This is a genomic window from Vibrio sp. SCSIO 43086 (genome assembly GCF_051132235.1).
GTDB lineage: Bacteria > Pseudomonadota > Gammaproteobacteria > Enterobacterales > Vibrionaceae > Vibrio > Vibrio diabolicus.
This window is the reverse complement of record NZ_CP072677.1, coordinates 132,853-150,836: the sequence shown is the minus strand read 5'-3', so window position 1 is coordinate 150,836 and position 17,984 is coordinate 132,853. Positions and strand designations below refer to the sequence as shown.

15 protein-coding genes are annotated in these 17,984 nt (G+C 46.4%); 5 read left to right on the top strand and 10 right to left on the bottom strand.

Annotation, left to right across the window (positions count from 1 at the left end; translation table 11 throughout):
- Positions 1-10 precede the first annotated feature (10 nt).
- The 5 genes from gspG to gspC are packed head-to-tail and all read right to left on the bottom strand — an operon-like array spanning position 11 to position 6,211.
- Positions 11-454 carry a type II secretion system major pseudopilin GspG gene (gene gspG, locus J8Z23_RS00660; RefSeq protein WP_005394985.1) on the bottom strand — a complete coding sequence of 148 codons (444 nt, stop codon included), beginning with the start codon at positions 452-454 and terminating at the stop codon, positions 11-13.
- A 59-nt stretch (positions 455-513) separates the two neighbouring features.
- Positions 514-1,731 carry a type II secretion system inner membrane protein GspF gene (gspF, locus tag J8Z23_RS00655; protein ID WP_085343381.1) on the bottom strand — a complete coding sequence of 406 codons (1,218 nt, stop codon included), beginning with the start codon at positions 1,729-1,731 and terminating at the stop codon, positions 514-516.
- Positions 1,731-3,233, bottom strand: coding sequence for a type II secretion system ATPase GspE (gene gspE, locus J8Z23_RS00650; protein WP_005394994.1), 1,503 nt, complete (start codon positions 3,231-3,233; stop codon positions 1,731-1,733). The genes gspF and gspE overlap by 1 nt, the downstream gene beginning before the upstream one ends.
- Positions 3,233-5,251, bottom strand: coding sequence for a type II secretion system secretin GspD (gene gspD / locus J8Z23_RS00645; RefSeq protein ID WP_005394995.1), 2,019 nt, complete (start codon positions 5,249-5,251; stop codon positions 3,233-3,235). The genes gspE and gspD overlap by 1 nt, the downstream gene beginning before the upstream one ends.
- Positions 5,252-5,287: 36 nt before the next feature.
- A complete protein-coding gene (gene gspC, locus J8Z23_RS00640; RefSeq protein WP_301659437.1) occupies positions 5,288-6,211 on the bottom strand; it encodes a type II secretion system protein GspC in 924 nt (307 codons plus the stop codon).
- 253 nt (positions 6,212-6,464) lie between these two features.
- Here gspC and hslR point away from each other — a divergent pair, with 253 nt between their 5' ends.
- The 4 genes from hslR (at position 6,465) to J8Z23_RS00620 (ending at position 11,995) form a co-directional block, all read left to right on the top strand.
- On the top strand, positions 6,465-6,851 hold the full coding sequence (gene hslR / locus J8Z23_RS00635; RefSeq protein WP_031780440.1) for a ribosome-associated heat shock protein Hsp15: 387 nt from the start codon (positions 6,465-6,467) through the stop codon (positions 6,849-6,851).
- A gap of 31 nt (positions 6,852-6,882) precedes the next feature.
- Positions 6,883-7,758 carry an Hsp33 family molecular chaperone HslO gene (gene hslO / locus J8Z23_RS00630; RefSeq protein WP_046874147.1) on the top strand — a complete coding sequence of 292 codons (876 nt, stop codon included), beginning with the start codon at positions 6,883-6,885 and terminating at the stop codon, positions 7,756-7,758.
- Between the two features lie 337 nt (positions 7,759-8,095).
- Positions 8,096-9,724, top strand: a complete 1,629-nt coding sequence (gene pckA, locus J8Z23_RS00625) for a phosphoenolpyruvate carboxykinase (ATP) (protein ID WP_047009389.1) — start codon at positions 8,096-8,098, stop codon at positions 9,722-9,724.
- A gap of 192 nt (positions 9,725-9,916) precedes the next feature.
- Positions 9,917-11,995: an AsmA family protein gene (locus tag J8Z23_RS00620; RefSeq protein WP_434634439.1), complete on the top strand. Its 2,079-nt coding sequence runs from the start codon at positions 9,917-9,919 to the stop codon at positions 11,993-11,995.
- A 13-nt stretch (positions 11,996-12,008) separates the two neighbouring features.
- On the opposite strand, the gene J8Z23_RS00615 is transcribed toward J8Z23_RS00620, so the two are convergent.
- From J8Z23_RS00615 to J8Z23_RS00605, 3 genes are all read right to left on the bottom strand, one after another.
- A complete protein-coding gene (locus J8Z23_RS00615; RefSeq protein WP_005395003.1) occupies positions 12,009-12,926 on the bottom strand; it encodes a bifunctional GNAT family N-acetyltransferase/hotdog fold thioesterase in 918 nt (305 codons plus the stop codon).
- Between the two features lie 106 nt (positions 12,927-13,032).
- A complete protein-coding gene (gene dtd / locus J8Z23_RS00610) occupies positions 13,033-13,467 on the bottom strand; it encodes a D-aminoacyl-tRNA deacylase (protein ID WP_012841223.1) in 435 nt (144 codons plus the stop codon).
- Entirely contained in the window at positions 13,439-14,383 is a 945-nt protein-coding gene (locus J8Z23_RS00605; RefSeq protein ID WP_258643196.1) for a virulence factor BrkB family protein, read from the bottom strand. The genes dtd and J8Z23_RS00605 overlap by 29 nt, the downstream gene beginning before the upstream one ends.
- A 34-nt stretch (positions 14,384-14,417) precedes the next feature.
- On the opposite strand from J8Z23_RS00605, the gene J8Z23_RS00600 reads away from it, so the two are divergent.
- Entirely contained in the window at positions 14,418-15,059 is a 642-nt protein-coding gene (locus J8Z23_RS00600) for a DUF2959 domain-containing protein (RefSeq protein ID WP_031780441.1), read from the top strand.
- A 31-nt stretch (positions 15,060-15,090) separates the two neighbouring features.
- On the opposite strand, the gene J8Z23_RS00595 is transcribed toward J8Z23_RS00600, so the two are convergent.
- Together J8Z23_RS00595 and typA are read right to left on the bottom strand one after the other, a co-directional pair.
- Complete coding sequence (locus tag J8Z23_RS00595; RefSeq protein ID WP_434634433.1) at positions 15,091-15,633, bottom strand: AAA family ATPase; 543 nt, start codon at positions 15,631-15,633, stop codon at positions 15,091-15,093.
- Positions 15,634-15,713: 80 nt separating this feature from the next.
- Positions 15,714-17,543: a translational GTPase TypA gene (gene typA, locus J8Z23_RS00590; RefSeq protein WP_046874152.1), complete on the bottom strand. Its 1,830-nt coding sequence runs from the start codon at positions 17,541-17,543 to the stop codon at positions 15,714-15,716.
- Positions 17,544-17,984 lie beyond the last annotated feature (441 nt).

The following is a 17,984-nucleotide window of genomic DNA, read 5'->3' as shown; positions in this document are numbered from 1 at the left end:
TAGGCTCTATTTATTGGAAATCTTGCATGTTCCAGTTGCCAATATCTGCAGCTGGGCCTTCTCCACCCTCTTGGCCATCTGCGCCTAGAGTGAAGATATCAATCGTACCGTTATCGCCTGGGCTTAGGTACTGGTACTGGTTACCCCAAGGATCATTAGGAAGACGTTTGATGTAACCGCCATCACGGTAGTTACGAGGCTCTGGGTTAGAAGGCTTGCTAACTAATGCTTCCAGGCCTTGGTCTGTCGTTGGGTAAACGCTGTTATCCAACTTGTACATATCTAGGGCATTTTCCAGCGCTACGATGTCCGTAATCGCTTTTTGTTGGTCAGCCTTCTCTTTGTTACCCAATAGGTTTGGAACAACGAAACTTGCCAAAATACCAAGGATAACGACAACAACCATCACTTCTAAAAGTGTGAAACCGTGTTGTTTACTACGCTTAAATTTCATTTTTTTCTCCGAAAGTTAGATTCAAGCCATGCCGTAAGTAGACACGTCTTAATTCGAATTTATCCGCTCATCAAGTTATTCATTTCTAGCATTGGCATCAAGGTCGCCATCACAATAAACAACACTAATCCAGCCATTAAGGCAATTAATGCCGGAGTGAATACGCCTAACGCAATATTGACTGTAGATTCAAAGTTTTGATCTTGGTTATCGGCAGCACGCGTCAACATGCTCTCCAATTCACCACTTTGCTCACCACTGGCGATCATGTGTAGCATCATTGGTGGAAACAGACGAGTTTGATCTAACGCCTTACGCAGGCTGGCACCTTCTCGAACGTTATCTGCAGCAAGTAACACTTGCTGCTTCACATAGCGATTAGACATAACATCCACCGCGACACGCATGCCTTCTAGAATTGGAATCGCACTGGAAGTACAAATCGAAAGTGTTCGTGCGAATCGTGCGGTATTCAAACCTCGAGAGATTTTGCCCAATAGCGGTAGACTCAAGATTTTTCTATCCCAAGCTAAGCGAAAGTCTGGTTTTTGCAACGCCAGTTTGAGCCCATAGAAAAACACCACCAGCACGACGAAGATGATAAGCCCCCAATCTTGCACAAACTCACTGGCTGCCAGTAAGAACTGTGTTGACTGAGGTAACTCTTGTCCCATCTGAATGATTGGCTCAATGATTTTGGGTACCACTGTCGCTAATAAGAAAGAAACAATAACAACCGCAAACACCACTAAAACCACCGGGTAGATCATGGCTTGAAGCAGTTTGGAACGCATCTTCTGACGGTTTTCGACGTAGTCCGCCAAACGCTCTAATACCGTATCAAGATGGCCTGACTTTTCACCCGCCGCAACCATGGAGCGATAGAGTTCATCAAACACGTAGGGGTAATCAGCAAAGCTGTCGGCGAGCGGATAACCCTCGGTTACTTTCGAGCGAACCGCAGCCAGCATAGAACGAATTCTCGGCTTTTCAGCCTGCTCAGAGACCGCGCGCAAACATTCTTCCAGAGGCATACCTGATTGGACTAACGTGGACAATTGACGTGTGATTAGTGCCAGCTCAGATGTTGAGATGCCGCGCTTAAAGCTGACTGAGCCTGAAGACTTAGCCGATTTAGCTTTCGTCTCAACCACTTCAATCGGGATCATCCCTTGCTCTTTGAGTCGCTGGCGCACTTGTCGGGCGTTGTCCCCTTCTATCGTGCCTTTTTTATGCTTGCCTTTTGCATCTAGCGCTTTGTACTCAAATGCCGCCATTAGGTTTCCTTCGTCACTCGCATCACTTCTTCAAGTGACGTAATACCACGACGTACTTTGCTTAGACCATCACTGCGAATACTTGGCGTATGGGCGCGAACGGCTCTCTCAATTTCTTGCTCACCAGACTCTCGGTGAATCAATTCTTGCACTTGCTCATCGACCATAATGAGCTCGTGGATACCTGTTCGACCTCGGTAACCTTTTTGGTTACACGCTTCGCAGCCTTTAGCACGGTGTAGCTCTAGTGGTTCATGCGCTTCCATACCAAACAGTTTCTTCTGTTCAGCATCGGCTTCATACGGTTCTTTGCAACTCGGGCAAAGCGTACGAACCAAGCGCTGTGCTAACACACCCAATAACGATGAAGAAATAAGGAATGGTTCAATGCCCATATCACGTAGACGCGTGATCGCACCAACAGCGGTGTTGGTGTGAAGGGTCGACATTACTAAGTGACCCGTTAAGGACGCTTGCACTGCAATTTGTGCGGTTTCTAAGTCACGGATCTCACCGACCATCACCACGTCAGGGTCCTGACGCAGAATAGCACGCAAGCCACGCGCAAAAGTCATGTCGACCTTCGGGTTCACCTGAGTCTGACCGATGCCATCAATGTCAAATTCGATCGGGTCTTCAACCGTTAAGATATTGCGTTCGTTACTGTTGATCTCTTGCAAGCCAGCGTACAAAGTCGTCGACTTACCAGAACCCGTCGGGCCGGTGACCAAGATAATACCGTGAGGACGCTGAATAAGATGACGGAAATTGTCGTGCACGGAAGGCGTCATACCTAAGCTATGCAAATCGAGACGCGTCGCGTTTTTATCCAACAGACGCATAACTACTCGCTCACCATGTGACGACGGCATTGTAGAAACACGCACATCAACCGCACGACCACCAATACGCAGCGAGATACGACCATCTTGAGGTACACGCTTTTCTGCAATATCCAGCTTCGCCATGACCTTCACTCGCGACACTAACAGTGGTGCAAGCTTACGACTTGGAGTGAGCACTTCACGCAATACGCCATCGACACGGAAACGAATCGAAAGGGTTTTCTCGAAAGTTTCGATATGAATATCCGACGCCCCTTCTTTAATTGCTTCACCCAACATCGCATTGATCAACTTAATGATTGGTGCATCGTCTTCTGACTCTAGCAAGTCTTCATCATGCGGCAGCTCTTCAGCCAATGAGAAAAAGTCGTCGCTATCGGCACCGATGTCTTCCATCAATTGACGCGCTTCAGACGAGTCACGTTGATATGCTTCGGTCAGCTTTTTATCAAAGGCTTCTTTATCGATAGGCTGCGGTACGAAGCTTTTCTTCAGCACACGACGGACTTCGACCAGAGCCGCTGGGTTGAGCGGCTCGACATAGTAAAGAATGGGCGGACGCTCAGGATGCTCTGTCTCCAGCACCAGTTTAAAGCGATTGGCAAAACTGAATGGCAGACGACGCATACTTGGCGCTGTGTCTAACATATCAACCATTAGTTATTTTCCATCTGATCAATAAACGCTTGGATCTCGGTTGGGTGCTGACGCTCCTGACCAAAGGCCGGCATGACTGGGATCTTCTCGTCAGCCATCAACTTCAATCCTTGATCCGCTTTGTAGAGCTGCTCTGCGCGAATAAAGTTGTATTTGCGCTGTGTAATGCCGTCTGCGGTCATACCATCACGAATAATCGTCGGCTTGATGAACACCATCAAGTTACGCTTTTCTGTTTGCGTGCTGGTTGATTTGAACAAATGACCAAGCACTGGGATGTCACCCAGTAGCGGTACTTTTGACTCACTTTCGAGTGCACGTTCATCAACCAAGCCACCAAGAACCAGCATCTGACCATCTTGGATCATGACTGACGTATTTAGCTGACGCTTAGCAAAGCGAACGTCAACCGCACCGTTTGCACCTAATACATTGGACACTTCTTGCTCGATATTTAACTGAACAGAGTCACCTTCGTTAATTTGTGGCACAACCTTAAGCTTGATGCCCACTTCTTTACGATCAACCGTTTGGAATGGATTGTCGTTGTTTGAGCCAGCCGTAGAGCCTGTGATAACAGGCACTTCTTCACCAACAATAAATGATGCTTCACCATTATCCATTACGGTGATACTTGGAGAAGATAGAATGTTTGAGTTGGAGTCAGTCGCTACGGCACTGACTAAGGCAGTCCAGTCCCCCATCACGATGCTCATCGCAGCACCGTTAACACCGCTCAGTGCCGATGCAAGAGTAGAATAGTCACCAGATTCAGTAACATCATATGGCGTTCGTTCGCCATTCGCATTTGTGTAGTATTCAGTTCGAGTTTGATCTTTTGCTTCTTCTAGACCAACCATCACCTGACCAATCGGTGCACCAGAGTTACCGTACTGAATCACCGCACCGGTTTCCAGTGAGCCCCACTGAACACCTAAGTTAATGCCGTCACCTTCTGACATTTCAACGATCAGCGCCTCAATCAAGACTTGAGCACGACGAATATCAAGCTGAGCAATAACATCTTGTAGCGCATTCATGATATCTGGTGGAGCCGTTAATACTAAGGCGTTGGTCGCTGCGTGCGCAGCAATCACCACTTCACCACGCTGGGCACCTGACGCTTTCTGGCCGACTTGCTTTTCAGCTTGTAGGTTATCGGAGACACCTTTTAGTACATCCACCAAATCTTCAGCTTTCGCGTTCTTCAGGTAAACCACGCGGTTGTTACCTTTGGTCGCCATTTCAACGTCAAGTTGACGAATCAATCGCTTCAGACGCGCACGTACTTTAGGATCGCCAGAAATCAAAATCGCGTTGGTGCGTTCATCGGCAACAATTTTAGGCTCAAGGAACTCAGGCGTGCTCTTCTGATTGGTGCTTTTATTCAGTGCTTCAACAATACGCACCATTTCGGCAGCAGAAGCATTGCGCAGTTCCACCAGCTCAATTTCTTTATCACCCGCTTGGTCAACACGCTTAATGATTTCTGCTAAGCGATTTACGACCGCCGCACGACCTGTGATTAAGATGATGTTCGCAGGATCGTAGTGAACTACGTTACCAGCACCAGCATTATCAATCAGTTGACGAAGTAGAGGAGACAACTCACGAACCGACACATTACGCACCGCAACAACTCGAGTGATAACGCTGTCGCCTTGCGCGCTGCCATCACCTAATACAGGGATTGCTGACGTTTTTGAGTCTTTCGCTTTGATAACCTTAAGTACACCGTTGTCCATTTCTACGACGGCGTAGCCGTATACTTCGAGTACGTTAAGGAAAAAGCTGTAGTATTGCTCTTCGTTAAGCACATCATAGCTGCGGACATCGATTTTACCGCGCACTGAAGGGTCAACAATGATGGTCTTTTCGAGATTACGACCCACTATGTTGATGAATTCTTGAATATCAGTGCCTTTAAAGCTGGCACTAAATTCGTTTGCTATTGCACCTGGGACGCAGAGTAAACTTCCTGCTAGTAGCCAAGCACTTTTGCTGAACCAATGTTTCACGTATGTCTCCCTGAACTTACGCCGGTTGCCTAAGTCTTACAATTGGATATAGATATCGTACTGTTGGCCGTCGCGCTCAACAGTTAAATTTAATTCTTGCGGATCGCTCATCACTTGCATCAGTTGTACTGAAGAAGACGGGTCACTTAAATCGATCCCATTAAGCTGCACCGCAATATCACCAGGTTCTAGACCCACATCATTAAACAGCGCGGCATCACGACCAGGTGACACTCGATAACCAACAATGCCCCCGTCTCTTTTGACGGGTGAAATGGTGATGTATTTGAAAACGCTTTGTGGATCTTTCGCAATTTCCTCTCGGATTTGCTCTAATTTTTCTCCAACGTCAGACGCTGATTCTGCTCGTTGAGATTGGGCTCTGGCTATCTGCGGCGATTCAGATAGCTTCTTATATTCTATACCCTGCATCATTAAGGTCTCGTCTCGACCTTGGTTATCAATGATGACGCGATCCACTAATACGGCTTTTAGTGTCGCACGCGTACCTTCAATTTTTTCACCTAAACCATACGTTGCTTGCTTGCCACGGTTGGCAATGACAGCAAGGCTGGTATTCGCATCACTGCTTGCAACCGCGCCAACCAGTGTAAGGTTAAGGCGCGTCTTAGGGGCGTCTTTAACAACAGGTTGTTCTACAACTGCAGGCTTTTGTTCAGTGAATTTACCGAATAGGTTGGCATTCTGAAGGGCATTAAAATCTATCGCGTCGCCTTTATTGCTCGCAACAACGCTGCTCGTCGATGGACGCCATTGCGGCACTTCCGACGATTGAGGTATGGCTAACCATACAATTTTGCCAAGTATCCATCCGGTTATTGCAATAAACAGACAGGTGAGCAACAAGCTAAGTTTGGCTTGAATTGTATAATTATTGGACTTGATCTGAGCCAGTAGCGGTCTGCTTGATAATCCTGCACTTAGCTCTAAACGTTTCACTGAATGGATTCCTTTATTCTAACGTTCGTCATTTAAGCTATAACAATAGCTATCGACTTTAAATTGCTAAATTTGCAATAAAATTATTACTCAACAAAGAGCAGTGAACTATATCACAAGTTGTCTTTCATACCTTTTTCTTATGCAGTTTTTGCCAACTCCCTTGAAAAAAATACGCCTTGACTCCATCTGTAGGTGAATAATCCATCACTCATTGCCATATTCGGGCAGTGATTAGATAGCGTAGTGTTCTATGAGTTCCCTAAATGAAGCCGTTAGGCTAGATAAATGGCTATGGGCCGCAAGATTTTATAAAACCCGCTCTATCGCTCGTAACATGGTCGATGGTGGTAAAGTCCACTATAATGGCCAACGAAGCAAACCGAGTAAAATCGTTGAAGTGGGCGCCGAAGTAAGACTTCGTCAAGGCAACGAAGAAAAAACGGTGATCATCGAAAAAATTTCTGATCAACGCCGAGGCGCTCCCATCGCACAGACCTTGTATCGCGAAACTAATGAAAGTATAGCGAAACGTGAGGAACACGCGACTCAACGTAAGCTTAATGCCCACAACCCAAGTCCAGAACGCCGCCCAGATAAAAAGCAGCGCAGAGACATCATTAAGTTCAAACACCAATAAAAGCCGGAATTACCAACGAGGAAAGCACTCCATGGCAAATAATGTTTTAAACCGCTACCTATTCGAAGATCTTTCAGTACGTGGCGAGTTGGTACAATTGGATGAAGCGTACCAACGTGTTATCTCCAGCAAGGAATATCCGGCAGCAATAGAGAAACTGCTGGGTGAGCTACTCGTTTCAACTACTCTTTTAACTGCCACTCTTAAGTTCGAAGGCTCAATCACCATTCAGCTACAAGGCGACGGCCCTGTATCTCTTGCCGTTATCAACGGTGACCACAAGCAACGCGTTCGTGGCGTGGCTCGCTGGGAAGGCGATATTGCCGATGATGCAAGCCTCCACGATCTCATGGGCAAAGGTTACCTCGTTATCACTATCGAACCGAAAAACGGTGAGCGTTACCAAGGTGTCGTTGGATTAGAAGGTGATACTCTAGCCGACGTACTAGAAGGCTACTTTGCAAACTCAGAGCAGCTAAAAACGCGTCTATGGATCCGCACGGGCGAGCACGAAGGTAAAGCACACGCAGCAGGTATGTTGATTCAAGTAATCCCTGATGGCACTGGTTCACCAGATGATTTCGAGCATCTAGAGCAACTGACTGACACGGTAAAAGATGAAGAGCTATTTGGTCTAGAAGCTAACGAACTACTATACCGCCTATATAACCAAGACAAAGTGCGCCTTTACGAACCGCAACCTGTCGAATTCCATTGTGGCTGTTCTCGTGATCGTAGTGGTGCCGCTATCATCACCGTTGAGAAAGCTGAAATTTATGACATTTTGGCTGAAGTAGGATCCGTTTCTTTACATTGTGATTACTGTGGCACGACCTATACGTTCGACGAAGCAGAAGTCACCGAGCTATATGCACAAGCTTCTGCGGACAAGAAAACCCTGCATTAATTTACATAGCTTATCAAGCACGTAATTTACCCTACAAAATGCCAGCTTAATGCTGGCATTTTTGTGATCAACCCCTCGTAATACCTCGCTTCAAGCGTAATAAAACAACTGCTTAATTTTAAACAATTAATAATGATTTTGCCCTAGCGCAAAGGATTGCGTGCACGATAAACTATTCCCACCAATATGTGACGGGTTACCTAAAACCTTATTGAAATCATGGATAAATTTTGAGCTATCTCCCTGTTTTCTCCCCGCCCCGTTGCTAGCATGGTGAGCAGATTAAAATTAAAACATTCTTACAAAATCCCTACAAAAATCCTTATAAGGAGCACCTATGACCGTTATGGAACATACTAAGGCTGCAACACTTGATCTAACCAAGCACGGACTGCATAACGTTAAAGAGGTTATTCGCAACCCTAGCTACGAAATGTTGTTTGAGGAAGAAACGCGTGAAGACCTAACTGGTTATGAGCGTGGCGTGGTTACTGAACTAGGTGCGGTTGCCGTTGACACTGGCATCTTTACTGGTCGCTCACCAAAAGATAAATACATCGTCAAAGACGCTACGACAGAAGAGCATATGTGGTGGACGTCTGATCAAGTAAAAAATGACAACAAACCAATCACTCCAGAAGTGTGGGACGAGCTGAAAGAACTGGTCACAAACCAGCTTTCTAACAAACGTTTGTTTGTTGTTGACGGTTACTGTGGTGCAAACCCAGATACGCGTTTGAGCATTCGTGTTATCACGGAAGTCGCATGGCAAGCGCACTTCGTTAAAAACATGTTTATCCGCCCAACAGAAGAAGAATTGACAACATTTGAACCAGACTTCGTGGTAATGAATGGCGCAAAATGCACTAACCCAAAATGGGAAGAGCAAGGTCTGAACTCAGAAAACTTCACCGTATTTAACCTAACCGAGCGCATGCAACTTATCGGTGGTACTTGGTACGGCGGTGAGATGAAGAAAGGCATGTTCGCAATGATGAACTACTTCCTTCCATTAAAAGACATCGCATCAATGCACTGTAGCGCTAACATGGGTAAAGACGGCGACGTAGCGGTATTCTTTGGTCTCTCTGGTACGGGTAAAACCACACTATCGACTGATCCTAAACGTGCGCTAATTGGTGATGATGAGCACGGTTGGGATGATGACGGCGTTTTCAACTTCGAAGGTGGTTGTTACGCGAAAACCATCAAGCTATCGAAAGAAGCGGAGCCGGACATCTACAACGCAATTCGCCGTGATGCACTGCTAGAAAACGTAACGGTACGTAGCGATGGCTCTATTGACTTTGATGATGGTTCGAAAACAGAAAACACTCGTGTTTCTTACCCTATCTACCATATCGACAACATTGTTAAGCCAGTATCAAAAGGCGGTCACGCGAATAAAGTGATCTTCCTATCGGCGGACGCATTTGGTGTGCTACCTCCAGTGTCTAAATTGACACCTGAGCAAACTAAGTACCACTTCCTATCTGGCTTTACTGCAAAACTGGCAGGAACAGAACGTGGTATTACTGAGCCAACGCCAACCTTCTCTGCATGTTTTGGCGCAGCGTTCCTAACGCTTCACCCAACTAAATACGCAGAAGTACTGGTTAAACGTATGGAAGCAGCAGGCGCTGAGGCTTACCTAGTGAACACAGGTTGGAACGGCACTGGCAAACGTATCTCGATTCAAGATACGCGCGGAATTATTGATGCGATTCTTGATGGTTCGATTGAAGATGCACCAACTAAGCACATTCCTATCTTCAATCTTGAAGTACCGACTTCACTACCAGGTGTGGATCCAAGCATTCTAGACCCTCGTGACACGTACGTTGATCCACTTCAGTGGGAAAGCAAAGCGAAAGACTTGGCTGAACGCTTTATCAATAACTTTGATAAATACACGGACAATGCGGAAGGTAAATCTCTGGTTGCCGCTGGCCCTCAGATTGATTAAGTCGAGTAACAACGACGTCGCGTAAACCACAGTGATAAGTGGGCAGCCACTTATCACTTTTACGTAGACCAAGTTACAAAAAACCGCTTCAAGCCCCTCTTTTGAGGGGCTTTTTATTGAATACCGCAGAATATTGATACAAGCTAAAGCCTATCTAGTTTTATTTAATTGCAAACGTAGGTTCTAGCAGGGATGAAAACAGCGCGTCGAGTTCTAATTCTGTTACTGGTTATCTTAGTTGCCATTCCGGCCACTATGATTGCGCTGTTAACAACATCTTACGCCGATGCAACTTGGCGTCTGCTATCAAACAGCATTTCCTTGCCCTTTCAAGCAGAAAGCGTGCGTTACGATTTTCCCTACCACCTAACTTTACAGGGTGTGAACACAAACGTAGACGACGCTTCTTATATCGAGCAAGTCGATTTATGGATGAATCCCGATGTTTATCGCGATGGTAAATGGATCGTTGATAGCTTATTGATTGATGGACTTAATTTGCAGTATGGCGCGCCAAAGCTCAAGCCTTTAGATAACGTTTTGTTCCATCAAATCGCGCTCAAAAATATTGATTACGCCGACGAGCAGTTTTCTGGTAATGGCATTGACCTTCAAATTCAATCACCACTGTGGAATGGCCAGTTAATACCATATGGCGAGGTTCAACTTGCAGCCGACCAGATCTATTGGAATGGCGAAGCCTTTAATCAGGTCTTGGTCGACATGGACTACAAACCGCAAGACAGTACGCTCTATGGCACTTCATTTAACTGGCGTAACAGTCAAATTTCAGGGCAAGGCGAGCAGTATCCACAAGGCTGGTCTTTAGTGAATGTGACCATCAATAAGTTGCAACTCAATCATATCCAGATCCAATCACTGCTTGCTAAGCCTTGGCAAGCAATACCATTCAAGATTAATCACATTAATAGCTTAGACTTACTGAACGCCGATATTGAATGGGGCGATTGGCACTGGCAAAACTTAGAGCTCTCCGTAGAAAACGCCACACTGCCACTATCTCTCTGGGAGACAACGGCTCAAGTTTCATTGCAGGCGGATAGCGTCCAATTCCAACAGCAAACCGCAATAGAGCCGCGTTTAAGTGCTGCTATAGAGCCTGGAAAAATCCAGCTCAACGATCTCAGCTTAGATTGGCAGCAAGGTCGTGTGCAGGTCTCTGGGGTGTTCACTCCAACGCAATGGCAACTCGAAGAAGCCTCCATTCAAGGCCTCAAGTGGGCAATACAACCTGAAGATAACCAAAACTGGTGGCACGCCGCCATCAGTAAGTTAGATCATGTCACAATCCAACGACTCGACATCGAGCGCAGCCAGATCATTCAGCTATCTCACGAACCTTATTGGCAGTTCTCCGGTTTAAACATCGAAGGGCAGCAGCTTGATCTTAAACAGGTCAATCAACGTTGGGGCCTTTGGCATGGCGATCTGGACGCTAGCGTTGTAAACGCCAGTTATAACCAAGTGCTCACGTCTCATGCTGCACTTGCCATGCAAAGTGAGAATGGCTTTTGGAAACTGACACGCCTTTTTGCACCACTCGAGCAAGGCTACGTAGAAGGCATCGGACAGATAGACCTAAGTACTCCGAGCCAGCCTTGGGCACTCAACCTCAATGCCGATGGCATTCCCTTATCACTCTTCCACGATTATTTACCCAACACACTGGCCATTGATGGTTTTTCCGATCTCAGCCTCGATCTACAAGGGTTATCAGGTGATCGCAACATGCTGGCCTACAGCTTATCTGGTGAAGTGGAAGCCAACCTACGAGATACCCGTTTAAAATCCCAAGCGGATCATTCGCTCAAAGCCATTACCTTAAGTCCGCTGCGTTTAACCGCGCAACGAGGGAAAGTCGCCATAGAACCAGTTACCATTTCAGGGAAAGCTATGAGTGGTAGGGTTTGGGGCAAGTTTGATATGGCCAACAACCCGCTAAGTGGCATTGCTTATCAATTGAAAGAGTCGTGCGGGAGCGTTGAAGGCGATCTACTCAATGGCGAAACCCATCATAACGAGTGTTTAAAAGAATCAGCTAATGTTGAAAGTACTCCACAAACACATGAATCATCCATTGAGCAGCCAACTGCGGTTGATAACATCAATGTGGAAATTCAAGAGGAAGAGCTTTACGAAGAAGTTATCGAAGAAGACGAAGCATCTGTCACTGCTCCCACCGCAGAGGAACACATCCTCCCACCGGCAGAACAAGAAAACGAAAAGAATAAGCGCCCTACAGATCAGTAAGGCGCCCTCTCAATTAACAACTGAGTAATTGCGAATAGTTCGGTATCAACATATAGGTACCAACAAAATCTACGGCTGGCGTGTCGCCACTATAAATCACCACGTGAATGACGATGCGTGCTTTGCGCCCTGACTCCAATCGATCTAGGTCACCACTGATCCCATCCAACGAAGTACTCGCCACAGGGTTTTGCTCGACTGGTTGACGATAACGAATCGAACTGTCGGCCAACACAATATCACCATGCAGACCGCGCTCTTTAAGCAGCAGCCACGTCATACCCCACCCCGTCAAGGTGGCTAAAGTAAAAGCCGACCCCGCAAACATGGTGTTATGCGGATTAAGGTTCGGATTAAGTTGCGCGCAGCATTCAAACTGATAACCCGTGTACTGGTTAATTTTGATCCCCATTTTGTCGCTAATTGGGATCTGTTGCTCCCAGCGCTGCTGAAGTTCAGTGCACCATTCTGGGCGACGTAACACATTCGCCATCGGATCCAATGGTTTCACCATTTGTTGGTGACGCACAGGACCGCGCTCGTCGGTTAGTTCACCGCGACGCTCAAAGCCATTTTTCTCGTAAAAGGCGATGGCATCTTCACGGGCATTACACACCAAGCGCTTCGCCCCTTCTTGGCGTGCTAACGACTCTAGCGCGACCAGAACCAGCGAGCCCATCCCCTTACTGCGGCGATTATTTTTAACCGCCATATAGCGGATTTGGCCATCATTATCCGGCGTAATGTATAAACGACCGATCGCCATAGGACGACCTCGGCCATCAACAATCATACGGTGATGGCTCATTTCATCGTATTCATCGCGTTCAGAGCCAATTGGCATACGCCATGGCTCACGAAGCAGTTGCCAGCGAAACTGATAATACTTGTTTATCTGATTATCGGTTTTGGGAGTAATGAGTTTGAACATATCAATCCTTTGAAAGCACAACACTAATAAATGTCGGGAAAATCACGCCAAGCCAATTCCATGAGCTTGGAGTTAAAGCTTAGACCATGGCACTGGTGTTACCAGACTAGACCTGCAACCAAAACGTCACCGGACCGTCATTCACTAAGGACACTTTCATATCGGCAGCGAAGCGGCCACGCTGTGTGGGTAAAACTTGTTCACACAAATCAGAAAAGTAATCATACAAGCGCTCAGCATCAGCAGGATGCGCACCGCGAGAAAAGCCAGCACGAGTGCCTTTTTTTGTATCCGCAGGTAACGTAAATTGAGAAACCACCAGCACTTTGCCTTCTACCTGTTTGACGTTCAGGTTCATCTTACCTTCATCATCTTCGAACACGCGGTAGGTCGTAACACGCTCCATCAAGCGTTTTGCTTTGGCCTCATCGTCGTCTTTCTCTACTCCTAATAAGACCAGCAGACCACGATCAATTTCCCCTACGACTTCACCATCCACACGGACGGCAGCTTCACTGACTCGTTGAATTAGCGCTATCACTACTCTCGCTTCCTTCATCTGTTAACTGAGATTCAGCGGTCGAGTGTATCATGTCTAAATCTTCACTCCAGTGCTCTCGCTCACCAAGCGCTGCTGTGACTTCCGCACCCAATAACACGATCATCCAGCATAAATACACCCAAACAAACAAGATAGGAATCGCGGCTAACGCCCCGTAAATGAGCTGATAAGATGGGAACTGCGTGATGTAGAGTGCAAAGCCCTTTTTACTTAATTCGAACAGTATCGCAGCGACTGCTGCCCCCATCACGCCATGAGCCAGGTGCACTTTTTTATTCGGCACCAGAATATATAAGCCAAGGAAAGCGAAAAAAGACAACAACAGCGGTAACCAACGTAAAAACAGATTGAACGCACCAGATAATGTCTCGTTCTCTAAAATTTGCAGTGAGGTCACGTACGATGTCGCCGCGATACTCGCACCGACCATGATCGGCCCTAACGTGAGTACCATCCAATACATAGAGAATGAAAAGACTAAACGGCGCTTATCTTTAACTCGCCAAATGTAGTTTAAGTTCTTATCAATGTTCGAAATCAGCATGACTGCAGCAATGAATAAAAACCCACCGCCAACCGCGCTCATTTTGCCCGTATTCGCCACAAATTCCTGCAATGCCGTATGTACAGCTTCTCCAGAAGCTGGCACAAAATTCTCAATAATGTAGCCTTGCAGCACCTCACCAACGTTCGCAAAAACGGGAAATTTCGACAATATTGATAACAATACTGTCAGCATTGGCACGATGGATAACAAGGTAATGTAGGCAAGATAGCCCGCGTTCACATTGACGCGATCATGCGTTAATCGCTTAAGAAGATACTTAAAAAACGCGACGCAACTTGGCAGTAGATTGATTAATCTTGCCTTGTAACTCTCTGATAACTGGTTCATAGTTCATCCCATAATTAGCGTCGAGGACATAAGAATGCCTTATTTATTAGCAATTGTACTATCAATTTTCACTTTAACAGGGTGTCAATCTGCTTATTACTCAGCGATGGAGCAAGTTGGGTACCATAAACGAGATATTATGGTCGACCGCGTTGAAGATGCCAAAGAATCTCAACAAGATGCACAAGAAGAATTCACCAGTGCACTTGAAGCCTTATCTGCGATCACTAATTTTGATGGTGGTGAGCTAGAAAGTGTCTACAACAAAATCAATGACAAGTACGAAGACAGCGAAAAAGCGGCGCAAGACGTTCGTGACCGCATTGCTGCGATTGAAGACGTTTCCGGCGCACTGTTCGATGAATGGCAAGACGAACTAGAGCTGTACTCGAGCGCGAAATTGCGCCGTTCAAGCGAGCAAAAGCTACGTGAAACCAAAGCCTCGTACAAAACCATGCTTAGCGCAATGAAGCGTGCAGAGAAAAAGATGACGCCGGTACTAAATACACTGCGCGACAACACGTTGTACTTGAAACACAACCTTAACGCCAGTGCGATTGGCTCTCTACAAGGTGAATTTTCTAGTCTAGAGAAAGACATTCAGTTTGCCATCAAACAGATGAACGAAGCGATTGCAGAGTCTGATAAATTCCTACAAAAGCTCAATCAAAAGTAAATGATTCAAACCTCCTCCTAGCGAGGAGGTTTTAGTCTGTGACCTCACCAACTAAACCGATGACTCTTCGAACAAAGCCTACTCGTTCTAGCACACTGCCCCATGGCACTTCTACCACTTCGTAACCCAACTCAGCATAGATATCCACTAAGGATTGATGAATCTCCAATGCTTCTTCAAAGCTGTGTGGACGCACTTCATCTTGCACGTAAATGGATGCTTCAGGTCGACAAGTAAACACCGGACTATGGTACCCAGCACTTTCAGTTAAGAAAGCTTGGTCAACCTTACAACCGCCCACTTGTAAGTAAGCAATGATGTCTGGGATGGCGCGATCAACAAACGCAACGTCATGACAACGCGCATCACTCTTTTGCTTGCTCATCAAGTCGAGACACAATTGAGCAAACTCAGGCAGGTTCGTCCACGGCAAGATACCGTCGTCTAACTGGTTTTGCTGTTCAATTAGCGTACGAGAGCTCTCTGCAAACGTCGCATACCCTTGCCGCTCTAATGCATTCAGTAGGGTGGTTTTCCCCGCACCTGGGCCACCAGTAATCACAATTGGCTTCATGCTGATATGTTCATTCTCTAGATACAAAAAACCCTGAGCATAACTCAGGGCTTCTTCTTAATTGAATCGCTTAACGAAAATTATTTCGCGCCACGAGAAGCACGTTTACGATCGCTTTCCGTTAGGAATTTCTTACGGATACGGATGCTTTCAGGTGTTACTTCTACTAGCTCGTCGTCATCGATGAACTCAAGCGCTTGCTCTAGTGTCATGATGATTGGCGGAGTTAGAACCTGTGCGTCATCTGTACCAGATGCACGAACGTTGGTTAGCTGCTTACCTTTCAGTGCGTTTACTGTTAGGTCGTTGTCGCGGCTGTGAATACCGATAACCATGCCTTCGTAAACTTCCACACCGTGACCGATAAATAGACGACCACGTTCTTGAAGGTTGAACAGTGCGTTAGTTAGCGCTTTACCCGCAGCGTTAGCAATCAGAACACCGTTGATACGCTGACCGATGTTACCGCCTTTGTGTGGGCCGTAGTGGTCAAACGTATGGTATAGAAGACCAGAACCAGAAGTCAGTGTCATGAATTCCGTTTGGAAGCCGATCAGACCACGAGATGGCATGATGAAGTCCATACGTACACGGCCTTTACCGTCTGGAGCCATATCTTTCAGCTCACCTTTACGTAGGCCGATATTCTCCATGATACCGCCTTGGTGCTCTTCCATTACGTCGATGGTTACCGTTTCAAACGGTTCCATTAGCTGACCATCTTCTTCTTTGATGATTACTTCTGGACGAGATACGGCAAGCTCGAAGCCTTCACGACGCATGTTTTCGATCAGGATAGACAGGTGAAGCTCACCACGGCCTGATACGCGGAATTTGTCTGGATCGTCTGTTTGTTCAACGCGCAGTGCAACGTTGTGTACCAGTTCCTTCTCTAGACGCTCAAGGATGTTACGTGAAGTGACGAACTTACCTTCTTTACCAGCGAATGGAGACGTGTTTACTTGGAACGTCATGGTTACTGTTGGTTCATCAACAGACAGTGCTGGTAGTGCTTCTACTGCGTTTTGTGCACAGATAGTGTCAGAGATTTTAAGCTCGCCAAGACCAGTGATTGCAATGATATCACCCGCGTTAGCTTGCTCAACTTCGTGACGCTCTAGGCCTAGGTAGCCCATTACTGTGCCCACTTTACCGTTGCGAGTTTTGCCGTCTGCACCAACAACCGTTACTTGCTGGTTTGGCTTAACGCTACCACGAGTTACACGGCCAACGCCGATAACGCCAACGTAAGAGCTGTAATCCAACTGAGAGATTTGCATCTGTAGTGGACCATCTAGGTCAACTTCTGGTGCAGCTACTTCGCCAACGATAGTTTCGAATAGCGGTTCCATGTTCTCGCCCGTTTCGCCTTCTTCTAGAGAAGCCCAACCGTTAAGAGCAGAAGCGTAAACCACTTTAAAATCTAACTGTTCGTCAGAAGCACCTAGGTTGTCGAATAGGTCGAACACTTGGTCCATAACCCAATCAGGACGTGCGCCAGGGCGGTCAATCTTGTTGATAACAACGATTGGTTTTAGACCATGAGCAAACGCTTTTTGTGTTACGAAACGCGTTTGAGGCATTGGACCATCAACCGCGTCAACGATAAGTAGTACAGAGTCTACCATCGACATGATACGTTCAACTTCGCCACCGAAGTCCGCGTGTCCCGGGGTATCTACGATGTTGATACGGTAATCGTTCCAGTCGATTGCTGTGTTTTTAGCAAGAATGGTAATACCGCGCTCTTTCTCGATGTCGTTCGAGTCCATGACTCGCTCTTCAGCTTCACCGCGAGACTCAAGCGTGCCTGATTGTTGTAGCAGCTTGTCAACCAACGTGGTTTTACCGTGGTCAACGTGCGCGATGATCGCGATATTTCTTAATTTATCAATCTGTGGAGTAGCCATGGATATTGATTCACTTAGATAGATGAAATGCCCCCACGCTGAGAACGGGTGCTCTCTGGCGACATTTGCTGATTAAAAAAACGGCCATAATGTACCAGATTTTAGCAAAAAGCCTAGAAATATGTGATCTACTCCCGAGCATTTCTGCGATTTTTACGCTTAATGCCCATTTTCTTCCTCAGAACGAATTGATTAAACGCAACTTTATTCCAATCGATGCATAATTCAAATTGACTCTTGCTCAAAAACTGGGCTGAATAAGCAATGCGCCTGTCACATTATGGTGCAATAATTATTTTCCGCACCACAACAGTGCAAGTAAAGATCATTTTGGTGCAATCATCTGCACCAAGCTAGCGCCAAAAAACACAATTGCTTGAAATTAATGGAATATTTTTTTTGGCACGGTTTTGGCTTTAGTTAAAACAGCATCGATTAATG

What these genes read in the sequence shown, in the direction of transcription:
- J8Z23_RS00605 (WP_258643196.1), bottom strand. Translation starts at nt 14,383, where the DNA reads ATGAACCAGTTATCAGAGAGTTACAAGGCAAGATTAATCAATCTACTG.
- gspG (WP_005394985.1), bottom strand. Translation starts at nt 454, where the DNA reads ATGAAATTTAAGCGTAGTAAACAACACGGTTTCACACTTTTAGAAGTG.
- J8Z23_RS00600 (WP_031780441.1), top strand. Translation starts at nt 14,418, where the DNA reads ATGCCTTATTTATTAGCAATTGTACTATCAATTTTCACTTTAACAGGG.
- J8Z23_RS00595 (WP_434634433.1), bottom strand. Translation starts at nt 15,633, where the DNA reads ATGAAGCCAATTGTGATTACTGGTGGCCCAGGTGCGGGGAAAACCACC.
- gspF (WP_085343381.1), bottom strand. Translation starts at nt 1,731, where the DNA reads ATGGCGGCATTTGAGTACAAAGCGCTAGATGCAAAAGGCAAGCATAAA.
- J8Z23_RS00615 (WP_005395003.1), bottom strand. Translation starts at nt 12,926, where the DNA reads ATGTTCAAACTCATTACTCCCAAAACCGATAATCAGATAAACAAGTAT.
- gspE (WP_005394994.1), bottom strand. Translation starts at nt 3,233, where the DNA reads ATGGTTGATATGTTAGACACAGCGCCAAGTATGCGTCGTCTGCCATTC.
- hslR (WP_031780440.1), top strand. Translation starts at nt 6,465, where the DNA reads ATGAGTTCCCTAAATGAAGCCGTTAGGCTAGATAAATGGCTATGGGCC.
- hslO (WP_046874147.1), top strand. Translation starts at nt 6,883, where the DNA reads ATGGCAAATAATGTTTTAAACCGCTACCTATTCGAAGATCTTTCAGTA.
- typA (WP_046874152.1), bottom strand. Translation starts at nt 17,543, where the DNA reads ATGGCTACTCCACAGATTGATAAATTAAGAAATATCGCGATCATCGCG.
- J8Z23_RS00620 (WP_434634439.1), top strand. Translation starts at nt 9,917, where the DNA reads ATGAAAACAGCGCGTCGAGTTCTAATTCTGTTACTGGTTATCTTAGTT.
- pckA (WP_047009389.1), top strand. Translation starts at nt 8,096, where the DNA reads ATGACCGTTATGGAACATACTAAGGCTGCAACACTTGATCTAACCAAG.